This is a genomic window from Microbispora sp. ATCC PTA-5024 (assembly GCF_000511135.2).
Lineage (GTDB): Bacteria > Actinomycetota > Actinomycetes > Streptosporangiales > Streptosporangiaceae > Microbispora > Microbispora corallina.
Window position 1 is genome coordinate 361,726 of record NZ_KI866527.1, and the last position, 19,433, is coordinate 381,158.

Below are 19,433 nucleotides of genomic sequence, written 5' to 3' on the forward strand. Positions count from 1 at the left end.
GGAAGGAGGTACGTGATGCGTGCCCGTCGCTCCAGCGGTGTCCGGTCCGCTCTGGTGGACTCCGGCCCGGTGATCGTGCTCGCGGCCATCGCCGCCGTGGGATCGTTCACCCACATCAGCCACCTGGCCGCCCGTCACGGGCAGCAGGGCTGGCAAGCGTGGGCGGTCGCGGTCTGCATCGACCTGATGTGCGTCATGGCCGCCCGCGAGCTGCAGCGCGACAAGCGCACCGGCCGCCGCCGTCGCGGGCTGATCTCCTGGCCCGGCCTGGTCCTGGCGGGCGGGATCGTGCTGACGCTGGCGGCCAACCTCGCCCAGGCCGAACCCTCCTCCTGGGGCTGGATCACCGCCGCGACTCCGGCCGTGGCCTTCCTCGTCGCCGTCTCCATGCTCGAGCGCCGCGCCTCCCACGGGACAGAGCCGGTGCCCGAGGTCGACCCCGCCCCCGCTCTTGAGCTGGTCGAGACGGTCCCGGTGGGGTTGGCCCTGGCCGTTTCTGATGCGGCCGGGCCTGCGGCCGACGTGGTCCCTGCTTCGGCCGATCTCGTGTCCGCTCCGGGAGCCGCGCCGTCCCCGGTGCCGGCCACCGGCCCGGCTGACGCATTGGTGGCCTACGCCCGCCGCATCGCCACCGAGCACGCCACCACGCACGGCTCCCCGATCACCCGCGACGCGCTGCGGCAGCGCCTTCGCGTCTCCCCCGAGCTCGCCGCCGACCTGCTCACCCAGATCCAGACCGCACCCGACCCCGCCTGACCAGGAAGGTGTCATGCCCAAAACCACCAACAAGACCGCCCCGGCCCCGGCCGTCTGCCCCACCTGCCAGGGCGAGGGCCAGGTTCCCGACTTCCTCATCATCGGCCGTGGCAAAACCGGCACCCGCGTCGACACCTGGGCCTTCTGCTTCGACTGCTGCGGCACCGGCCACCCCACCACCAGTGAAAGGAGGTGAACCCGATGAGCCTGATCCCGCACTACCGCTGCTGCACCTGCGGCGGCACCGGCCTGGTCAACGACGACCACAGCGAGGCCGCCACCTGCCGCGACTGCGACGGCACCGGCATCGACAACCACGGCGCATAGACGCCCTCACGTGCGGCCCCGCCTGCCAGCTCCCGGCCGCCACCACTCACCGCAACCCGCATCGCTCACCACGAGGAGAACCACGATGAAGCACTTCCGTCTGCTGCGACGCCGCCCCTGCCCCATGTGCGGCGGCCACGGAACCATCGCCTACGGCACGACCCGCGGCACCTGCGGCGTCTGCAACGGCTCCGGCTACCTCAACTAACCGCCGGCCACTCCCCCTGACCTGAACCCCTCGGCGCGGGGCGGTCCACGCCTGCCAGCTCCACCGCCCCGCCCGCTCACCCAACCCAGCTCACCAGGAGACCCGTCATGCCCAAAGACACCGCCCCCTGCTGCCGCAACTGCGGCGGCCACGGCTCCGTCGTCGTCCGCCAGGCCAACAACACGACCGGCACCTACACCCTGGCCACCGTCACCTGCCCCGCCTGCTCCGGCACCGGAACGGAGGCCCGGTGACCCAAGCCCCCGAACTTCCCGCCCGTATCGGCGATCTGGTCGGCCCCATCATCCGCGACCTGACCCGCCGCTCCGGCCACGACCTCACCCGCTGGCTCCAGCAGGTCCACCGCCTCGGCGGCTGCCGCGAACCCATCCGCCTGACCGGACACACCCACACCCTCGACACCCACACCGGCGAAATCCTCGGCCACTACAGCACCCGCGCCGAACCACACGGACAGCTGCTCATCCGCTGCGGCAACCGCCGCGCCACCCGCTGCCCCGCCTGCGCCGAGGTCTACCGCCGTGACACCTTCCACCTCATCCGCTCCGGCCTGCTCGGCGGCGACAAAGGCGTCCCCGAAACCGTCCGCACCCATCCACGCGTGTTCGCCACCCTGACCGCTCCGTCCTTCGGGCCGGTGCATCGCGGCCCCGGCAAGGACAGCCAGGCCGTCATCTGCCACCCGCGCCGTACCGGCCCGGCCTGCTTCGAACGGCACGCCGCGGGCGATCCACGCATCGGCCAACCCCTCGATCCAGACACCTACGACTACACCGGCCACGTCCTGTGGAACGCCCACGCCGGGAACCTGTGGCGCCGCTTCACGATCTACCTGCGCCGCCACCTGGCCGCCTCGGCCGGGCTCACCCGCAAGGACTTCGACCGCATGGTCCGGGTGTCCTTCGCCAAGGTCGCCGAGTTCCAGGCGCGCGGGGTCGTCCACTTCCATGCCGTGATCCGGCTCGACAGCCGCAGCGAGACGGGCGTCATCCCGCCCCCGGCCTGGGCCACCGTCGAACTGCTCACCGATGCCATCCGCACCGCCGTCAAGGCCGTACGGCTCGATGCTCCCGATCTCGGCCAGCCGACCCGGCACCTGGTGTGGGGCGAGCAGGTCGACGTACGGCCGATCGACCCCGGCGACCTCCACGATGGACAGCACCTGTCCGAGCGTGCCGTGGCGGCCTACGTCGCCAAGTACGCCACCAAGGCGGCGGAGACCTCCGGCACGCTCGACCGGCGGGTCAAGCCGCGGGACCTGCCCACGCTCCACGAGCAGGGTGTCTCCGAGCACGCGGCCCGGCTCATCCGCACCGCCTGGACGCTCGGCGACCCCGACACCCACCCGGTGCTGGCCGGGCTGCGGCTGCGGGACTGGGCGCACATGCTCGGGTTCCGCGGCCACTTCTCCACCAAGAGCCGCACCTACTCGACCACGCTGACCCGGTTGCGCCAGGCCCGGGCCGACTTCCGCCTGCGCATGACCTTCGCCCGGCTGCCCTACGACCCCGACAGCACGCTCGTCGTCGGCTCCTGGGCCTATGCCGGCCAGGGCTTCACTCCCGGCGAGGCGGCGCTCGCCATGCAGCTCACTGACGACGCAGCAGGAGGTAACTCGTCATGAACAACGTGATCTCGCTCGTTCCGAGGCAGGACGCTCCTGCCGCCCAGGCCGCCGAGGACGACCGGGCCGTCTACACGGTGCCGGAGGTCGCGCGGCTGCTGTCGCTGTCGCGGGGCAGCGCCTACACCCTCGTCCGGGAGGGCACCATTCCGGCCCTGCGGATGGGCGGCCGGTGGATCATTCCGAAGCGGCGGTTTCATGCCTGGCTGGACGGTCTGATCGAGGAAGGGCGCCGCTGAGATGGGGCACATCGTGAAGACCAAGGCGGGCACCTATCGGGCCAACTGGCGCGACCACACCGACCGCCAGCGGTCCAAGACCTTCGCCACGAAGAAGGAGGCCGCCGCCTTCCTCGCCGAGATCAGCAGCTCGCTCAACCGCGGCACCTACGTCGACCCACACGCGGGGAAGACCAAGTTCGGGCCGTACGCGCAGACCTGGTTGGCCTCGCGTAATCATGAGCTGGCCACCGCCGCCCGTGACGCCTCGATCATGAAGACGCACGTCCTCGCGAGGTGGGCCGACCTGGCGCTCGGAAAGATTGACCACTCGTCGGTACAGGCGTGGATCACCGATCTCGGCAAGCGGCTCGCCCCGGCCACCGTGATCGAGTGCCATCGGCTCCTCTCCGGCGTGCTGCGCTCGGCCGTCCGGGATCGCCTCATCGGCGCCAACCCCTGTGAAGGCGTCCGACTGCCCAAGCGCAGGCGGCAGGCCGACGATGACCGCACGATCACCCGTGAGGAGTTCGCCAAGCTCCTCCTCCAGGTGCCGGAGCGCTATCGCGCCCTGGTCGCCCTCGCCGCCGGCACCGGCCTGCGCTGGGGTGAGTGCGCTGGTCTGCGCTGGGACGCGGTCGACCTCGGCGCCGCCACACTCCGCGTGCTCCGGGTGGTGGTCGAGGTCGATGGGCACGTGAGCGTGAAGCCCTACCCGAAGTCCAAGGCCGGTCGACGGGAGGTCCCGCTACCCGGTTTCGTGGTCGAGCTGCTCACCGCTCACCGTGACCGCTACGGGCCGGGGCCGCTCGGCGAGGTCTTCACGAACTCGACCGGGGGCGCGCTCAGCCGTCACGTCTTCCGGGCTCGGGTCTGGCGCCCCTCCCTCGTCCGGGCCGAGCTCCTCGGCTCCGTAACGCCCCTCGGCTCCGAGCGCTTCCTCGGCACCTGGACGGACCGCAAGGGCAGTGAGCAGAGTGAGGTGTTCCGCAGCCGACAGGAAGCGATCGCGCACGTGGCCAAGCACGCGGGGGAAGGACTGAGGTTCCACGATCTCCGGCACTGCTACGCCACCTGGCTGATCTCTGATGGCGTGCCGGTGAACGACGTGGCCGGGCTCCTCGGACACGGCCAGACCTCGACCACGCTCAACCGCTACACGCACCCCTCGCGCGAGCGGAACAGCCGGGCTCGGGCGGTCTTCGCTGATTTCCCGCTCATAGCCGACAGTCAGAAGCGGTAGCAACCCGCAGAGAGTGACTCGCGATCAGAAACGGGGCGGAGAGTAGCAAAGGCCTGCCAGGAAATCACCTGGCGGGCCTTTGTTTGCGCCCAGCGCGTCACTAAGTCGGGTACGTGAGGCACATCTGCGATGGCGCTAATCAGTTTTTGCGCAATTGATCAATGACTCTGCCCACGCGTATGCCGATCTTGGCTCCGAGAGTCACTCCGGCCCCTACGGCAGGAACGAAGGCGTGTGCGCCTGCCACGGTTCCTGGTCCAGGAGCCGCAACCGATGCGGCCGTGGCAACTGCGCTTCCACCGAAAATGCCAGCCACCAGGCCCAAAACCCCACCAATGGTTCCGCACACGGTCTCTGTCGGAGACTTTGCTTCGGCCATAGCCGCGGCCGCCTTGCGGCTTACCTTGGCAGCGGCGATTCCAGAGTGCACGACGCCTCCCCCGTTTTACGGGTTCTTTGCCGTCAGTGTGTGCCGCGCAATCGTTCACGTCAAGGGTCGGCCCGGTGTCGGCCGTCGGCCAAAGCGCTTTCAACCCGCGCCTGGAACAGGACGGGTCGCCTCCGGGGCCCTCCGCTGACTTTTCGCTGACTCGCAACGCTCCGTGGCTGGCGGTAGCCATACCGGCACCCGTTCAAGATGACCGGCCCAGAGAGCAGCGGCAAGGCCCTGAACAGCAAGAAGGCCCGCCAGATGGATGACCTGACGGGCCTTCGTCGTGGTGGAGCTATGGGGATTTGAACCCCAGACCCCTTCGATGCGAACGAAGTGCGCTACCGGACTGCGCTATAGCCCCAACGACTCGACTAGGTTAGCAAACTCTTGGGGCTCCTCGCGCCACTCGCTCAGTCTCCGACGGCGCGCCGCCCGTCGGCGTACTGGTCGAAGACCTGGGCGCGCCTGCGCGCCTCGAACTGGATGATCTCGGCCTCCCTGGCCAGGGCGGCCAGCGCGCGGCGGCGCTCCCGCTGCCGGCGCAGATGCTCGGCCCGCACCTGCGCCGCCCTCTCCCGCTGCTCCCGGTCCATCCGTACCGCGATGCGGAGGACCAGCAGGTACGACACGAGGAGGACGCCCGAGGGCGCGACGGCCCACCAGGGCACGACGCGGACGGCCGCGGTGACGACCGAGGCGACCACGAGCAGGATGCTCCACAGCAGGCGCCTGCGCCGCCGGGCCAGGATGCGGGCGCGGCGGCGGCCGGCCTTCGTGCGCGGGCGCGCGGGAGCGTCGGACGGCGCCGGCTCCGCCTCTCCCGGCTCCTCCGAAGGGTCGTCCTCGGCCGTTTTGGAGCGGTCCCCGGCGGGTGCGTCCACGACGGTGTCCGCCTCGGCGACGGAACTGTCGGTGGGCTCGGGTACGGTGCCGATGTCCGGGTCGCCCGAGGCGTCCACCAGGTCGTCGTCGGCGTTCCGGTCCCGCCGCAGCCACATGGGGAGGAGGACGCTGAGCCACATCACGACGATGGCGAGATAGAGGAAGGCGCTACCCATGCGGCCGCCTCAGGGCATGGTGAACACGTCCGGGGACCTGTGTCGTCGGAGAGGTGTTCACGTCACGCACCGTAGGACTGCGTGTCACTGATTGACGAGCATTGAGTCCGGTGTGTCGCGAGATCGTCAAAGCTGTTCATGTAATTCGATCCCGTGCGGGCCCCGGAAACGGCACTCCGTGCTGCCCTCGTACCGCCACCTGAACCAGACCGCGCCGGCTCAGCCCGGGCTCGGCTCGCTTCGCTTGGCCGCGGAGCCGCCCAGCGTCCTGCGCCACTGCACGAGCAGCCCGCGCGGCACGTCCTCCACCGTCAGCGCGTAGCAGATGTGGTCCCGCCAGGCCCCGTCGATGTGGAGCTGGCGCCGGCGGATGCCCTCCTCGCGGAACCCGAGCTTCTCCACGACCCTGCGGCTGGCGTGGTTCTCCGGGCGGATGTTGGCCTCCAGACGGTGTAAACCCGTCGTGAAGAAGCAGTGGTCGACGGCCATGGCCAGAGCGGTGGGGATGATCCCGCGGCCCGCGAGAGCGCCGTCGATCCAGTATCCGACCTGGGCGGAGCGGGCCGACCCCCAGACGATCGCCCCCACGGTGAGCTGCCCGGCGAAGGCCCCCTCGTACGTGACGACCCAGGGCATGGCGAGCCCCTGCCGGGCCTCGCGGCGGAGCGTGCCGACCATGGAGACGTACGGCCCGAGCCCGGTCTTGAACAGCGGCGTCTCCGGGTTGCTGGGCTCCCAGGGGCGCAGCCACTCGGCGTTGCGCAGCCGGGTGTCGCGCCAGTCCCTGACGTCACGCAGGCGCAGCGGCCGGAGCGTGACGGGCCCCTCGACCAGGGTCGCCGGCCAGCCGCGAAGTCGATCCATTAGTCAATCATCCACCGGAAGACGGTCAACGCGCCACGTGGGTCCTCACCCGCTCAGCGGGCGTGGTCGCCGCCGTGGATCTGGTCCACCACGTGCGCCAGGATCGGGCCCAGCACGGCCATGCCGTCCCGGACTCCGCCGGACGACCCGGGCAGGTTGACGATGAGCGTGGACCCCGCCTGCCCGGCGAGGCCCCGGGACAGTATCGAGGTCGGCACCTTGTCTCGGTTGACCTGCCGCACAGCCTCGGCGATGCCGGGAATCTCCCGGTCGATCACCCGGCGGGTCATCTCGGGCGTCAGGTCGAGCGGCGTGACGCCGGTCCCCCCGGTGGTGACGATCACGTCGTACCCGCCGGCGACGCCCTCCCGGAGCGCCGTCTCGACGGGCGGCCCGTCGGCCACCACGGCGGGCCCGTCCACCTGCTCGCACCCCGCGTCGCGCAGCAGGCCGGCCAGGAGAGGCCCGGAGCGGTCCTCGTACACGCCCGCGGACGCCCTGTTCGACACGGTCACCACCAAGGCCCGCAACGGGGCTCCTCTCGCTGACGTCAGGACCCGGAACGGGTCCAGTGGCCGGTCTTGCCGCCGGTCTTCTCCTCGACCCGGACGCCGGTGATCACGGCCTCCGGGTCGACGGCCTTGACCATGTCGACCAGGGCCAGCGCGGCGACGGTGACCGCCGTCAGCGCCTCCATCTCCACCCCCGTCCGGTCGGCCGTGCGGACCCGCGCCGCGATGTCCACGCCGTCGTCCGCCACGGTGAGGTCCACCTTCACGCCGTGCAGGGCGATCGGGTGGCACAGGGGCACCAGGTCGGGGGTGCGCTTGGCGCCCATGATCCCGGCGATCCTGGCCACGCCCAGGGCGTCCCCCTTGGGGACCTCCCCCGAGCGGAGCAGCGCGACGGTCTCGGGCGACAGCAGGACACGCCCGGTCGCGACCGCCGTGCGGGCGCTCACGTCCTTCTCCGAGACGTCCACCATCCGGGCAGCGCCCGACTCGTCGATGTGGGTGAGTTTCACAGCGGGATCACCTCCACCTCGGCCCCCTCCGGCAGCTCGGTCACGTCCTCGGGGACCACCATGAGCGCGTTGGCCCCCGCCAGGGCCGCGAGCTGGTGCGACCCCTGTCTCCGTACGGGCGACACCTCAGCGCCGGACAGCACGGCCCGCAGATAGGAGCGGCGGCCGGCGGGAGACCGCACGGGCGCCGTGCTGACCGCCCGTACGGACGAAGGCGGCTCCGCGGGAAGCCCCTGCATCCTCCGCAGCGCCGGCTTCACGAACAGGACGAACGACACGAACGACGACACCGGGTTGCCGGGCAGCGTGAAGATCGGGACGCGGTCGGGTCCGACGACGCCGAAGCCCTGCGGCATGCCCGGCTGCATCGCGACCTTCTCGAACGTGACCGTGCCGAGCGGCGCGAGGGCCTCCTTGACCGGCTCGTACGCCCCCATGGACACGCCGCCGCTGGTGATCACGGCGTCCGCCCTGATGAGCTGGGCGTCGAGCCTGTCCATGAACTCCTTGGGGTCGTCGGTCACGGCCCCCGCGCGGAACCCCTCGGCTCCGGCCTCCCGTACGGCGGCCGCGAGCATGAAGCTGTTGGACTCCCAGATCTGCCCGTGGCCGAGCGGGGTGCCCGGCTCGGCCAGCTCGGCGCCGGTCGACAGCACGACGACCCGGGGCCGGGGCCGCACGGTCACCCGGCGGCGGCCGACACCGGCGAGGATGCCGAGCTGGGCCGGGCCGATCAGCGTGCCCTCGGGGAGCACGGTGTCGCCCGCCGCCACGTCCTCGCCCGCGCGCCTGATCGCGTTGCCCGGCTCGGCGGGCCTGTCGATCCGCACCCGGATCGTGCCGCCGTCCGTCCACTCGACCGGGACGACCGCGTCGGCGCCCGCGGGCAGCGGCGCGCCCGTCATGATCCTCGTGACGAGGCCGGGGCCGATGGCGTGCAGCCCGCCGTCCCCCGCCGGCACGTCCTCGATCACCGGCAGCGTGACGGGGACCCCGGCGACGTCCGCGGCGCGCACCGCGTACCCGTCCATCGCGGAGTTGTCGAACGGCGGCAGCGGCACGGGCGAGACCACGTCCTCGGCCAGCACGGCGCCGAGGGCGGCCTCGAGCTCGACCTCCATCGGGGCGAGCGGCCGCACCACCGCGAGGATGTCGGCGAGGTGGCGGTCGACGGGCTTCATCGGCTCAGGATCCGGTCTGGTCGAGGAACTCGCGCAGCCAGGGCAGGAACTCGGGGGCGAGGTCCTCCCGGTTGGCCGCGAACTGGACGACGGTCTGGAGGTACTCGAGCTTGTTGCCCGTGTCGTAGCGGCGTCCGCGGAACAGCACCCCGTGCACCGGCCCGCCCTCCTCGGGGCTCGTCGAGGCCAGGGTCCGGAGGGCGTCGGTGAGCTGGATCTCGCCGCCGCGGCCCGGCTCCGTCTTCTCCAGCACGGCGAACACGGCCGGGTCGATGACGTACCGCCCGATGATCGCCCAGTTGGACGGGGCCTCGTCGGCCGGCGGCTTCTCCACGAGGTCGGTCACGCGGACCACGTCGTCCTCCTCGGTCGGCTCGATGGCCGCAGCGCCGTACAGGGAGACGTGCTCGCGCGGCACCTCCATGAGCGCGATCACACTGCCGCCGTAGGTGGCCCGTACCTCGATCATGCGCCTGAGCAGCGGGTCGCGCGGGTCGATGATGTCGTCGCCGAGCAGGCACGCGAACGGCTCGTGGCCCACGTGCTGCTTGGCGCACAACACGGCGTGGCCGAGGCCCTTCGGCTCGCCCTGCCGCACGTAGTGCATCGTGGCGAGATCGACTGGCTCCTTGACCTGCGAAAGCCTCTCCTCGTCCCCCTTGGCGCGCAGCGCGTCCTCGAGCTCGTACGCTACGTCGAAGTGATCCTCGATGGAACGCTTGTTCCGGCCGGTCACCATGAGGACGTCGAGCAGCCCGGCGGACACCGCCTCCTCGACCACATACTGGATGGCCGGTTTGTCGACGATCGGCAGCATCTCCTTGGGGGTCGCCTTGGTCGCGGGGAGGAATCGAGTGCCGAGACCAGCCGCGGGGACCACTGCTTTCGTTACAGGATCGAAGTCAGCCATGGTTGAACACTAACGGAGCAGGCAATGGACAAGACGAACCTGCGTCGGCGGATCCTGCGCGACCGCGCCGCGCTCGACCAGGCCACCCTCCGGGAGTCCTCCGCCGCCGTGCGGGAGCTGCTCCTCGACCAGCCGTGGGTGCAGATGGCGGGGCTGGTCGCGTGCTACTGGTCGTTCGGCACCGAGCCGTCCACCCACGGGCTGGTCTTCGCGCTGTGGAAGCACGGCGCCACCGTGATCCTTCCGGTGCAGCGGCCGGACGGCGATCTCGACTGGGCCGTGTACGACGGGCCCGACTCCCTGGCGCCCGGCCCCGGCGGGTTCATGGAGCCCGTCGACACCCGTCGCGGCGTGGACGCCATCCGCACCGCCGCGCTCGTCCTCGTGCCCGCCCTCGCCGTCGACCGGACGACCGGGGTACGGCTCGGCCGCGGCCGCGGGCACTACGACCGGGCCCTGACCCGCGTGGGGCCCAACGTGCCGACCGTCGCCCTGCTGCACGAGGGCGAGCTCATCGAGGGTGTCCCCGCCGAGCCCCATGACCAGCCCGTACGGCTCGCCGTGCAGCCCAGTGGCATCGCCCACTTAGTGCGTATGTGACAAGATTGCCCCAGGTCGCGGCGAAGGGAGCGGGTAGGTCTGAACGTCTGGCTCCTCCTGTCCGCCGCCGTCGTGATCGCGGCCATCGCGTCCGTCCGGATCGCGCACCGCACCGGCCTCCCCAGCCTGCTGATCTACCTGGGGCTCGGCCTGTTCCTCGGCCAGTCGGGACTCGGGGGAGTCCACTTCGAGAACGCCCAGCTCGCCCAGCAACTCGGCCTCGTCGCCCTCGCCGTCATCCTCGCCGAGGGCGGCCTGACCACCAACTGGAGCCACGTCCGCGACGCGGTCCCCGCCGCGCTGGTCCTCGCGACGGCCGGGATCGCGGCCAGCATCGGCGCGATGGCCGTCGCGGTACACGCCCTGCTCGGCCTGGACTGGCGGCTGGCGCTGCTGCTCGGCGCCATCCTGGCCTCGACCGACGCGGCCGCCGTGTTCTCCGTGCTGCGGCGGCTGCCGCTGCCGCCCCGGCTGGCCGGGATCCTGGAGGCAGAGTCGGGGTTCAACGACGCCCCGACCGTCATCGTCGTGATGATGCTCAGCGAGGCCGCGGCCGGGGCGCCCTCGATGGGCGGAACCCTGCTGGAGACCATCTCCGAGCTGGCCATCGGCAGCGCGATCGGGCTGGCGGTGGGACCGGCGGGGGTGTACGCGCTGCGCCGGGTCGCGCTGCCCGCCTCGGGCCTGTACCCCATCGCCGTGCTCGCGCTCGCGTTCGTGGCCTACAGCGGCGCCGCCCTCCTGCACGGCAGCGGCTTCCTCGCGGTGTACGTCGCTACGCTGGTGCTCGGCAACGCCCGGCTCCCCCACCGGGCCGCGACGCGCGGCTTCGCCGAGGGGGCGGCCTGGCTCGCCCAGATCGGCCTGTTCGTCATGCTCGGCATGCTGGCCACCCTCGCCGAGCTGCCGCAGGTCCTCGTGCCTGCCCTGGTCGCGGGCCTGGTCCTGGTGCTTTTCGCCCGGCCGGTGTCCGTCGTGGTGTCGGCCGTGCTGGTGCGGCTGCTGCGGATCGGCGTCCTGTCGTGGCGCGAGCAGGTGTTCCTGTCGTGGGCCGGGCTCCGCGGGGCCGTGCCGATCGTGCTGGCCACCATCCCCTGGGCCGCCGGGATGCCCGGGGCTAAGGGGCTGTTCAACGACGTCTTTGTCATCGTCGTGGTGTTCACGATCGTCCAGGGGCCGACGCTGCAGTACCTGGCCCGCCTGCTCGGGGTGTCGGCCGAGGGCGAGGCCCGCGACCTGGACGTGGAGTCGGCCCCACTGGAGGAGCTGAACGCCGACCTCCTCCAGGTCCGGATCCCGCCGGGCTCGCTGATGCACGGCGTGGAGATCTTCGAGCTCCGCCTGCCCGCGAACACCATGGTCACCCTCGTCGTACGGAAGGGCCGGTCGTTCGTCCCGACGGACTCGACGCAGCTCATGGCGGAGGACCAGTTGCTGGTAGTGACCACGGCCGCCCAGCGGGAGACGGTCGAGCGCCGCCTGCGGGCCGTGAGCCGGCGCGGCAAGCTGGCCGGCTGGTACGGCGAACGCGGCGCCTGAGCGGCGGTGGTCGGCAAACGTCGTGGTCCGGGGTTTGGCGGAGTCGCTTGTGGCGGTGACGAGGGCGGACCCGGGGTGCTTGGCGGAGCCGCTCGGGGCGGTGACCAGGGCGAAGCCGGGGTGCCGCGGCACGAGTCGCAGGCGGCGCCGAGCGGCCTGCGGGTGCTGGGCCGGGTGGCATAAAGCGGGGTGGAGTGGCGTTTGGGCTCCTAGATTGCCTACCATTAGCAATCGACCCGGTCGAGTGCCAGTCTCAGGAGGAGCGCGTGCCCACCTACCAGTACGCCTGTACCGCTTGCGGGGAGCAGCTGGAGGCCGTTCAGAAGTTCTCTGACGACCCGCTCACGGAGTGCCCGGCCTGCCAGGGCCGTCTCCGCAAGGTCTTCTCCGCCGTCGGCATCGTCTTCAAGGGCTCCGGCTTCTACCGCACCGACAGCCGTTCCTCGGGCTCGTCGACGTCCACCACCTCGTCGAAGCCGTCGAGCGACTCCTCGAAGCCGTCCGGCGACGGGGCGAAGAAGGAGCCGGCCGCGGCGTCCGCCTCCTCGTCCTCCTCGTCCTCCTCGTCTTCGGCGTCGAGCTCGTCCGGTTCGTCGGGCTCGTCCTCGGGTTCGACGGCCGCCGCCTGACGGTCGGGCGCCGGCCTCAACCGGGGAGGCCGGCTGCCGGCTCTTCGTAGTTATCCACAGGCTCCGGCCGGACGGCGTCGTGGACCGCCTGATTCGCTAGGGTCGGCCGCATGGTCAATCGCGCAGAGATCGGGGTCATCGGCGGCTCCGGGTTCTACTCCCTGCTGGAGGACGCCGAGGAGATCGGCGTCTCCACGCCCTACGGACCGCCCAGCGACACGATCACCGTCGGTCGCATCGGCGAGCGGCAGGTGGCCTTCATCCCCCGGCACGGCCGGGGGCACGTCCATCCCCCGCACCGCATCCCCTACCGCGCCAACCTGTGGGCACTGCGCTCGCTCGGCGTCCGCCAGGTGCTCGCGCCGAGCGCCGTCGGCTCGCTCCGGGCCGAGATCGGGCCGGGCGCCCTGGTGGTCCCCGACCAGCTCGTCGACCGCACCGCCGGCCGCGTGCAGACCTACTACGACGCGGGCGGCGCCGTCCACGTGTCGTTCGCCGACCCCTACTGCCCCCTGGGCCGGGCGGCGGCGACCGCCATCGCCCGCGACGCCGACTGGGACCTGGTCGACGGCGGCACCCTCGTCGTGGTCGAGGGCCCCCGGTTCTCCACCCGGGCCGAGTCCCAGTGGTTCCAGTCCGCGGGCTGGTCGATCATCGGCATGACCGGGCATCCCGAGGCCGTCCTCGCCCGCGAGCTGGCCCTGTGCTACACGACGCTGGCCCTGGTCACCGACCACGACGCCGGCGTGGAGGCCGGCGAGGGGGTCACCCACGAGGAGGTCCTGGCGTTCTTCGCGGCCAACGTCGAGCGGATGCGCTCGCTCGTCCGGGACGTCGTCCAGGCCCTGCCCCACGAGCGCACCTGCCCCTGTGGCGACGCCCTCGACGGCATCAAGCTCCCCTTCGAGCTCCCGTAGCCCGTGGTGCCCGCTCCGAGCCGCCTGCTGGCCCGTCACCGCCGCCCGATCGCCGCGATCCTCGCGGGGCTGGCGGTGACGTGCGGCCTGCTCGCCGTCCGGTCCCCCGCCGGGGTGGAGGTCCTCGCCGCCGCCCGCGACCTGGCCGGAGGCAGGCTGTCCTCAGCAGACCTGATGGTCGTGCGACTCCCGGCCGATGCGGTGCCCGACGGCGCCCTCCGTCCGGGGACCGAGGTGGCCGGCCGGGTCGTGACCGGGCCGGTCCGGCGGGGCGAGCCGCTGACCGACGCCCGGCTGCTGGGCCCGGCCGTGCTGGCCGCCGGAGGCCCGGGGATGGTCGCCGCCCCGGTCAGGGTCGCCGATCCCGACGCCGCCAGGTTGCTGTCCCCCGGCGACGTGATCGACGTGCTGGCCGCGTACGAGGGCGAGGGACGGCAGGCGTACCCGGTCGCCCAGCAGGTGCGAGTGCTGACCCGCCCGCCCAGCCGCGCTGACGAGGGCGGAGCGCTGCTCGTGCTGGCCACCACGCCCGTACAGGCAGCCCAGCTGGCCCAGGCCCAGGCACAGGGACGGCTGTCAGTGGCCATCCACCCGCGCTGAGCAGGTCGTCAGAGCTGCGCCCCCAGCTTGGGGTCGTACTCCCAGTGCCACGGCTCGAAGGGGCTGTGATACGACCAGTCCGGGTGGATGAAGCCGAACCGCTTGCTGTTGGCCTCCAGCCAGTTGAACTGCACCGACCGGAAGGCCTGCACGCCCCCGCAGAGGTCGACGGCGAGGCCGAGGCCGTGGTTGCTCCTGCCGGGAACGGCGGCGAAGCCCGGACGCTGGTAATAGACGGCCTGCTGCGCCGAAAGGCTGCGGTAGCTGCTGGAGATGCACATCGGCTGCCCGAAGTGGCTCTTGTAGGCCAGGTTGAGGTCGGCGAAGGCGATCGCGGCGTCCGCGCGCAGCTCTGCGCCCTTCTGCGGCAACGGACACAGGAAGCTCTTGGGCAGCAGGCCGTTCGGATACTGGTCGGCCTCGGTCACCCGAGTCGGGTCACAGGCACCCGGGCCGCGGTTCCCCTGGTTGACGTCCACGCCGAGCTTCGTCAGCGTCCGGGTCAGCGACTTGACCAGCTTGGAAGACTTCGCCCGGAGCAGGTCGATCTGCGCGTCGAGCTGGGCCTCCTCCAGCAGGTTGGCGGCCCGCAGTTCCTGCGCCTCGCCGGCCAGTTGCTGCTGCTGCTGGAGCAGCTTCAGAGCGTCGGACAGCACGATGTTCCGCCCGGCCACGAGGTAGTCCATGTCGCTCATGGCCCGCAGGGTGGTGGCGCCGTCGCCGCCCGTGAGGAACGGGCTGAGCCCGCTCATCGACGGATCCTGATAGAGGGACGACACGAGGTCAGAGAGCGGCTTGCGCATCTTGTTGAGCTGCAGGGTGGCCGTCTGGAGCTGCGTCAGCTTCGTCGCCAGCTCCCGCTGTGACGCGTCGAACTGCTTCTGCCGCGCCTGCAACGCCTTTGTCGCGTCCTCGATGCCCTTGTACGCCTGCTGTGCCTGCCGCCGCAGCTGGGTCAGGGAGACCGGGTCCTTGCCCTTCGCCGCGGCGGCGGATCTCGGCGCTCTCACAACCCGGACCCGCTCGGTCCCCGCCGTCGCAGCCCTGAGGATCCGCGTTCCGGCCGTCGTGACGGTAGGGGTCGTGCCGGCGGATCGGGCCGTCGTGCCGGTTTGGGTCGTGCCGGCGGTGTGGGTCGTATCGGCGGATTGGGTCATGGGGGCGATTTCGGACACCGCGCCGTCGGTCATGGCCGTGCTCGTGACGGTGGTCGCGCTCGTGGCCGTCGCCGCCGCGGCCGTGCCGTACGGCATCGCACCGCTGAGCGAAGTCATCGCCGTGACGACCGCGATCAGGCGCGCTGATCGAGGAGAGGGCACGCTCGACTCCTCCGTTTGCCAACTCGTGACCTGGGTCAGGGACGCACGTTACTACAGGGTTCATCCTGTCCGGGCCCGAGTTGGCATACGCGCTATCTCCCGATCAAGCACCTTTCGGGTATTTCCAGGCCTGATTTCGGTCCTGTCACCGGCCTCACAGCTGCGCCTCGTGGTCCTGGCACAGCTCCCACAGCCACGTGTCCCGCCACTCAGGAGGGCACATCAGCGGCGGCTCCTGCGGGTGCGCCTCCTCCGTCCGAGGCTGCTCCCGCACCCGCCGTCCGGGGGCCGGTCCCAGCGCCGGCGCCTGAATCTGCGGCTGGTCGATCCGGATGAGCCCCTCGTAGATCCGCGCCGGCCCGTACGGCTCGGGCATCGGGGTGGGATCCAGCAGACCCTGCTGTACGGCTCCCGCCTGCTGCTGAGTGGCCCCGGCCTGCTGTCCACCTGTGGACTGCTGCTGAGCGTTGGTCACCTGCTGCTGTGCGGCGCTGGCCTGCTGTCGCGGGTTAGCCACCTGCTGCTGTCCGGCCGTGGATTGCTGCGCGGCACCAACCTGCTGTTGCCCGCTGGCCACCTGCTGCTGAACCGTCCCCGCATGTTGTTGCGCGTTGGCCACCTGCTGCTGTGCGGCCGTGGACTGCTGCGCGGCACCAACCTGCTGTTGTGGGTTGGCCACCTGCGGCTGAGGCTGTTGGGCGAGCCCCGCCTGCTGCTGTGCGAGGCCCACCTGTCGCGACGCGCCCGCCTGCTGGTCCTGTCCCGATATCGCCGGCTGATGTGCGTCCGGCACCTGCCCCTGCCGGGCAGCCCCGGCGTACAGGCTGTTCCGCCCGGCGGTCGGGCCGCTCCCGGAAGCCTGGCCGGCGGACGCGTTCGGCACCTGATCGTGTGCCGCAGGAAGACCGAAGAGCGTCGCGCTCCCCATCCCGCCCTGCCCGGTAGCTGCGTTGCCGGAGAACCCGCCCGACCCGCCCTGCGCGGCCGCCCCCGCGCCGAGCGCCAGCACCCCGGCCGGGCCGGCCTGCACGGGCACCGGCGCGGCCTTGCGCTTCCCGTGCCTGCCCTTCCGGTGCTTGTGACGCCGCGCGTGCTCGGCCGGCCGGCGATCGGCGAGCCTCTTCACGTTCAGTACCCGGGTCGGCCGTAGGGGCTCGGAACCCATCTGCTCGGGAATGCCGGGCATCACCCCCGGAGCCATCACGGCCGGTGGCTCCACCAGTGGCCCGTCATCCGGCACGGGAGCCACGGGCCCCTGCACCCTCGCGGACTTCGTGCCGACCTGGCTTCCCCGCTCCTCGGCGGCGCTGCCCCGCGCCATCTTCTCGTAGCCGGAGAACTGCGCCGCGAGCAGGCCCGAAGCCAGGATCGCCGGCGCGATCATCGCCGCGACGAGCACCATCGGACGGAGCCCGCGCACATACCTGCGTCGCGTTGTGGTCACGGACAGTGACGGTAATCAGCGCCCGCAAGCGCGGACACCCGGACTTGCCAGGCCTTTACCGCACGTCAGCCTGCCGATGACCGGCGAGCTTCGAGCCACACCCCCTCTCGGCGCGCGAGGCACCCCAACCTTTCGCTAGGCTTACAGGGCACATTGCACGCCTCCGTAGCTCAGGGGATAGAGCACCGCTCTCCTAAAGCGGGTGCCGCAGGTTCGAATCCTGCCGGGGGCACCGTCTTCGACGGCCAGTAGCGGATCTCCTTGACCAGCGGAGACGCCAGTCAAGGCTGAGGTGCCGGGTGAGCTACGGTGGTGTCATCGTTCAGCTGCGGGCGTTCTTTCCTAATGCCCTCCCATGACGATCAGCAGCCTGGTGGGCACGACCGCTTCCATTACGACCGTTGATCAGCCGATATAGCGGCCGCATGGCCCTCGGGGCGCTCCGGCTCGGCCTCTTTGGTGGGTGACGACTGCTGTGCCACCGCTGGTCGCCTGTGCAGCAGGAGTGCGGTCAGGCCGCCCGCGACCAGGCCCCAGAACGCGGCGCCGATGCTCAGGATCGTCATCCCCGACGCGGTGACCACGAAAGTGACCACCGCGGCCTCCCGGCCCTCCGCCTCGTTCACCGCGCCGGCCAGGGACGAGCCTAGCGCCGGGAGCAACGCGAGGCCGGCCACCGCGACGACCAGCACGGGTGGGGAGAGCAGCACCAGCGCCATGGCCAGGCCTGCGCCGAGCCCGAGCGTCAGCTGCCCGGCGCCGAGGGCCACCGTGGCGATCCACCGGCGGCGGGGGTCGGGGTGGGTGTCCGGGCCGGCGGTCAGCGCCGCGGTGATCGCGGCCAGGTTGACGGCGTGACCGCCGAACGGCGCCGCCGCCGCGCTCGCCAGGCCGGTCGCGACGAGGACCGGGCGCAGAGGCGGAATATACCCGTACGTCGCCATGATCGCCATACCGGGCACGTTCTGCGCGGCCATGGTGACGAGAAACAGCGGGATGGCGATGCTCACCACCACCGACGGGTTCAGCGTCGGGGTGGTCAACTCGACCGCGGGCCGTAACGACGCGCCGGACAGGCCGTTGCCCGGCCCGTGCACCGCGATGGCGACGACCGCCACGACGAGCGCGCCCGGAACGGCCCACTGCCGCAGATATCGCTGCAACACCGCCCAGGTCAGGATGACGGGCACGGCCAACAACGGGATGTCGACGACGGCGCGGACCGGTGCGGTGCACAGGCTGAGGATGACGCCCGCCAGCATGGCACCGGCGATCGGCCGCGGGATGGCGGCGATCGCCCGGGCCGGCCAGGGCGACAGGCCGGCGAGGACGACGAGCCCGGCACAGACGATGAACGCGCCGACCGCGGCCGGGAAGCCGCCGGGCGCGGGACCGGTCGCCACCAGCAGCGCCGCGCCGGGGGTGGACCAGGCGATGCTGATCGGCATGCGGTAGCGCAGCCCGAGGACGACCGCCACCGCCCCGACGCCGCAGCAGAGGGCGAGCAGCCCGGACGCGGCCTGCCCCGGCGTCGCCCCGACCGCGCGCAGCCCCGCGAGCACGACGGTGAAGGAACTGGCGTAGCCGACCACCGCACTGACCAGCCCCGCCATGACGGCCTGCACCCGCACGCCCGCCCCCTCACCGTCGCTTGTTCCGTTTACGGAACGAACCATAGTCACGTGACCATCGCGGGACAAGCGGCGGAATGCAAGGATTGCCGGGTGGACGGCCGTGACACGGATATCGGGAGCCGGCTGCGGCGGTTGCGGGAGGCCCGCGGCATCTCCCTGTCGGCGCTGGCCCGCAGCGCCGGCATCGGCAAAGCCACCCTGTCCGGCCTGGAACTGGGCACCCGCAACCCGACGCTGGAGACGCTCTACTCGGTGGCAGGGGCCTTGGGCGTACCGTTGACCGCCCTGGTTCTGGAGCCCGGCGCACCGCCGGCAGAGGCCGTCCGCGTGCCCGGCGCCGCCGTGACGGCCACACTGCTGGAGGTCTTCGAGGAGCCGACCGCGACGTTCGAGTTGCTGCGCATGCACGTCCGTCCCGGCATCGTGCAACACTCGCCGCCCCACGCCCCCGGCGTGACCGAACACGTCACGGTCTACGCGGGCGTGCTGCGCGCCGGCCCTGCCGACGCCCCCCTGGTGGCTGCGCCGGGCGAGCACATCTCCTGGCAGGCCGACGTCCCCCACGTCTACAGCACCGTCGGCCCGGACGAAGCCCTGGCCACCCTGCTGATCCGCTCCCCCCGGCTGGCCTGAGCAACCGGATCACGCCGAACGGCGGCCACGGGCTGTACACGTGGTCGCGGCGGGCTCGGCATACAGCCGAGCCCGCCGCTCCAGTTCCTTACGGTCCTGACCTGGGCCAGGACCGGGTCAGGACCGGGTCAGGCCTTAGCGCTGCAGGGTGAGCAGGCCGGGCCGGTAGGGCAGCAGGCCGTAGTCGCCGCCGGAGTTGGTGGCGCGGCCCTGGTACAGCAACTGCAGGTTGCACGCGTCCACGGTGAAGG

23 protein-coding genes and 2 tRNA genes are annotated in these 19,433 nt (G+C 71.6%); 15 read left to right on the forward strand and 10 right to left on the reverse strand.

The window, feature by feature from the left end; translation table 11 throughout:
- Positions 1-15 precede the first annotated feature (15 nt).
- The 8 genes from MPTA5024_RS36105 to MPTA5024_RS36125 all read left to right on the forward strand — a co-directional run bounded on the left by MPTA5024_RS36105 (position 16) and on the right by MPTA5024_RS36125 (position 4,397).
- Positions 16-756, forward strand: a complete 741-nt coding sequence (locus MPTA5024_RS36105) for a DUF2637 domain-containing protein (RefSeq protein ID WP_036332553.1) — start codon at positions 16-18, stop codon at positions 754-756.
- 13 nt (positions 757-769) lie between these two features.
- Entirely contained in the window at positions 770-952 is a 183-nt protein-coding gene (locus tag MPTA5024_RS36110; RefSeq protein WP_036332555.1) for a hypothetical protein, read from the forward strand.
- Positions 953-957: 5 nt separating this feature from the next.
- On the forward strand, positions 958-1,083 hold the full coding sequence (locus MPTA5024_RS44460; RefSeq protein WP_269750663.1) for a hypothetical protein: 126 nt from the start codon (positions 958-960) through the stop codon (positions 1,081-1,083).
- A gap of 85 nt (positions 1,084-1,168) precedes the next feature.
- Positions 1,169-1,291 carry a hypothetical protein gene (locus tag MPTA5024_RS44465; RefSeq protein WP_269750664.1) on the forward strand — a complete coding sequence of 41 codons (123 nt, stop codon included), beginning with the start codon at positions 1,169-1,171 and terminating at the stop codon, positions 1,289-1,291.
- Between the two features lie 107 nt (positions 1,292-1,398).
- Positions 1,399-1,545 carry a hypothetical protein gene (locus MPTA5024_RS41630; protein ID WP_157099913.1) on the forward strand — a complete coding sequence of 49 codons (147 nt, stop codon included), beginning with the start codon at positions 1,399-1,401 and terminating at the stop codon, positions 1,543-1,545.
- Complete coding sequence (locus MPTA5024_RS36115) at positions 1,542-2,936, forward strand: replication initiator (protein ID WP_051459094.1); 1,395 nt, start codon at positions 1,542-1,544, stop codon at positions 2,934-2,936. The genes MPTA5024_RS41630 and MPTA5024_RS36115 overlap by 4 nt, the downstream gene beginning before the upstream one ends.
- Positions 2,933-3,175, forward strand: coding sequence for a helix-turn-helix domain-containing protein (locus tag MPTA5024_RS36120; RefSeq protein WP_036332557.1), 243 nt, complete (start codon positions 2,933-2,935; stop codon positions 3,173-3,175). Before MPTA5024_RS36115 ends, MPTA5024_RS36120 begins: the two co-directional genes overlap by 4 nt.
- 1 nt (position 3,176) lies before the next feature.
- Positions 3,177-4,397 (forward strand): tyrosine-type recombinase/integrase, encoded by a 1,221-nt coding sequence (locus MPTA5024_RS36125; protein WP_036332559.1) that lies wholly within the window; start codon positions 3,177-3,179, stop codon positions 4,395-4,397.
- Between the two features lie 717 nt (positions 4,398-5,114).
- Here MPTA5024_RS36125 and MPTA5024_RS36130 read toward each other — a convergent pair.
- The 7 genes from MPTA5024_RS36130 to galU all read right to left on the reverse strand — a co-directional run bounded on the left by MPTA5024_RS36130 (position 5,115) and on the right by galU (position 9,867).
- Positions 5,115-5,191 (reverse strand) — tRNA-Ala (locus MPTA5024_RS36130).
- A 49-nt stretch (positions 5,192-5,240) separates the two neighbouring features.
- Entirely contained in the window at positions 5,241-5,888 is a 648-nt protein-coding gene (gene sepX, locus MPTA5024_RS36135) for a divisome protein SepX/GlpR (RefSeq protein WP_036332561.1), read from the reverse strand.
- A gap of 219 nt (positions 5,889-6,107) precedes the next feature.
- Positions 6,108-6,752, reverse strand: a complete 645-nt coding sequence (locus MPTA5024_RS36140; RefSeq protein ID WP_036332564.1) for a GNAT family N-acetyltransferase — start codon at positions 6,750-6,752, stop codon at positions 6,108-6,110.
- A gap of 53 nt (positions 6,753-6,805) precedes the next feature.
- The gene (locus MPTA5024_RS36145; protein WP_157099914.1) at positions 6,806-7,282 is read right to left on the reverse strand and encodes a MogA/MoaB family molybdenum cofactor biosynthesis protein; all 477 of its coding nucleotides are present in this window, start codon (positions 7,280-7,282) and stop codon (positions 6,806-6,808) included.
- 20 nt (positions 7,283-7,302) lie between these two features.
- Positions 7,303-7,776 carry a cyclic pyranopterin monophosphate synthase MoaC gene (moaC, locus tag MPTA5024_RS36150; RefSeq protein ID WP_036332566.1) on the reverse strand — a complete coding sequence of 158 codons (474 nt, stop codon included), beginning with the start codon at positions 7,774-7,776 and terminating at the stop codon, positions 7,303-7,305.
- Entirely contained in the window at positions 7,773-8,957 is a 1,185-nt protein-coding gene (gene glp, locus MPTA5024_RS36155; RefSeq protein ID WP_036332567.1) for a molybdotransferase-like divisome protein Glp, read from the reverse strand. The genes moaC and glp overlap by 4 nt, the downstream gene beginning before the upstream one ends.
- A gap of 4 nt (positions 8,958-8,961) precedes the next feature.
- On the reverse strand, positions 8,962-9,867 hold the full coding sequence (galU, locus tag MPTA5024_RS36160) for a UTP--glucose-1-phosphate uridylyltransferase GalU (protein ID WP_036332568.1): 906 nt from the start codon (positions 9,865-9,867) through the stop codon (positions 8,962-8,964).
- Between the two features lie 24 nt (positions 9,868-9,891).
- Between galU and MPTA5024_RS36165 the strand changes: the two genes are divergently transcribed.
- From MPTA5024_RS36165 to cpaB, 5 genes are all read left to right on the forward strand, one after another.
- Positions 9,892-10,467, forward strand: a complete 576-nt coding sequence (locus tag MPTA5024_RS36165) for a 5-formyltetrahydrofolate cyclo-ligase (protein WP_036332569.1) — start codon at positions 9,892-9,894, stop codon at positions 10,465-10,467.
- A 39-nt stretch (positions 10,468-10,506) separates the two neighbouring features.
- Positions 10,507-12,006: a potassium/proton antiporter gene (locus MPTA5024_RS36170; RefSeq protein ID WP_036332570.1), complete on the forward strand. Its 1,500-nt coding sequence runs from the start codon at positions 10,507-10,509 to the stop codon at positions 12,004-12,006.
- A gap of 266 nt (positions 12,007-12,272) precedes the next feature.
- Positions 12,273-12,635 carry an FmdB family zinc ribbon protein gene (locus tag MPTA5024_RS44780; RefSeq protein ID WP_084370274.1) on the forward strand — a complete coding sequence of 121 codons (363 nt, stop codon included), beginning with the start codon at positions 12,273-12,275 and terminating at the stop codon, positions 12,633-12,635.
- 110 nt (positions 12,636-12,745) lie between these two features.
- Positions 12,746-13,552, forward strand: a complete 807-nt coding sequence (locus tag MPTA5024_RS36180; protein ID WP_036332574.1) for an S-methyl-5'-thioadenosine phosphorylase — start codon at positions 12,746-12,748, stop codon at positions 13,550-13,552.
- Between the two features lie 6 nt (positions 13,553-13,558).
- The gene (cpaB, locus tag MPTA5024_RS36185) at positions 13,559-14,152 is read left to right on the forward strand and encodes a Flp pilus assembly protein CpaB (RefSeq protein WP_232326791.1); all 594 of its coding nucleotides are present in this window, start codon (positions 13,559-13,561) and stop codon (positions 14,150-14,152) included.
- 8 nt (positions 14,153-14,160) lie between these two features.
- Here the strand turns inward: cpaB and MPTA5024_RS36190 are convergent, their stop codons facing one another.
- Positions 14,161-15,471 carry a M15 family metallopeptidase gene (locus tag MPTA5024_RS36190; RefSeq protein ID WP_232326792.1) on the reverse strand — a complete coding sequence of 437 codons (1,311 nt, stop codon included), beginning with the start codon at positions 15,469-15,471 and terminating at the stop codon, positions 14,161-14,163.
- Between the two features lie 154 nt (positions 15,472-15,625).
- Complete coding sequence (locus MPTA5024_RS36195) at positions 15,626-16,873, reverse strand: hypothetical protein (protein ID WP_036332578.1); 1,248 nt, start codon at positions 16,871-16,873, stop codon at positions 15,626-15,628.
- A 201-nt stretch (positions 16,874-17,074) separates the two neighbouring features.
- Here MPTA5024_RS36195 and MPTA5024_RS36200 point away from each other — a divergent pair.
- A tRNA-Arg gene (locus MPTA5024_RS36200) sits at positions 17,075-17,147 on the forward strand.
- A 160-nt stretch (positions 17,148-17,307) separates the two neighbouring features.
- Here MPTA5024_RS36200 and MPTA5024_RS36205 read toward each other — a convergent pair.
- Entirely contained in the window at positions 17,308-18,546 is a 1,239-nt protein-coding gene (locus MPTA5024_RS36205; protein ID WP_232326793.1) for a benzoate/H(+) symporter BenE family transporter, read from the reverse strand.
- Between the two features lie 93 nt (positions 18,547-18,639).
- On the opposite strand from MPTA5024_RS36205, the gene MPTA5024_RS36210 reads away from it, so the two are divergent.
- The gene (locus tag MPTA5024_RS36210) at positions 18,640-19,182 is read left to right on the forward strand and encodes a helix-turn-helix domain-containing protein (protein ID WP_036332581.1); all 543 of its coding nucleotides are present in this window, start codon (positions 18,640-18,642) and stop codon (positions 19,180-19,182) included.
- The last annotated feature ends 251 nt before the right edge of the window (positions 19,183-19,433 follow it).

Coding starts and splice junctions, on each gene's coding strand:
- galU (WP_036332568.1), bottom strand. CDS start 9,867: ATGGCTGACTTCGATCCTGTAACGAAAGCAGTGGTCCCCGCGGCTGGT.
- MPTA5024_RS36125 (WP_036332559.1), top strand. CDS start 3,177: ATGGGGCACATCGTGAAGACCAAGGCGGGCACCTATCGGGCCAACTGG.
- MPTA5024_RS36180 (WP_036332574.1), top strand. CDS start 12,746: ATGGTCAATCGCGCAGAGATCGGGGTCATCGGCGGCTCCGGGTTCTAC.
- sepX (WP_036332561.1), bottom strand. CDS start 5,888: ATGGGTAGCGCCTTCCTCTATCTCGCCATCGTCGTGATGTGGCTCAGC.
- MPTA5024_RS36110 (WP_036332555.1), top strand. CDS start 770: ATGCCCAAAACCACCAACAAGACCGCCCCGGCCCCGGCCGTCTGCCCC.
- MPTA5024_RS44460 (WP_269750663.1), top strand. CDS start 958: ATGAGCCTGATCCCGCACTACCGCTGCTGCACCTGCGGCGGCACCGGC.
- MPTA5024_RS36120 (WP_036332557.1), top strand. CDS start 2,933: ATGAACAACGTGATCTCGCTCGTTCCGAGGCAGGACGCTCCTGCCGCC.
- MPTA5024_RS36165 (WP_036332569.1), top strand. CDS start 9,892: ATGGACAAGACGAACCTGCGTCGGCGGATCCTGCGCGACCGCGCCGCG.
- MPTA5024_RS41630 (WP_157099913.1), top strand. CDS start 1,399: ATGCCCAAAGACACCGCCCCCTGCTGCCGCAACTGCGGCGGCCACGGC.
- glp (WP_036332567.1), bottom strand. CDS start 8,957: ATGAAGCCCGTCGACCGCCACCTCGCCGACATCCTCGCGGTGGTGCGG.
- MPTA5024_RS36105 (WP_036332553.1), top strand. CDS start 16: ATGCGTGCCCGTCGCTCCAGCGGTGTCCGGTCCGCTCTGGTGGACTCC.
- MPTA5024_RS44465 (WP_269750664.1), top strand. CDS start 1,169: ATGAAGCACTTCCGTCTGCTGCGACGCCGCCCCTGCCCCATGTGCGGC.
- MPTA5024_RS36140 (WP_036332564.1), bottom strand. CDS start 6,752: ATGGATCGACTTCGCGGCTGGCCGGCGACCCTGGTCGAGGGGCCCGTC.
- MPTA5024_RS36195 (WP_036332578.1), bottom strand. CDS start 16,873: ATGGTGCTCGTCGCGGCGATGATCGCGCCGGCGATCCTGGCTTCGGGC.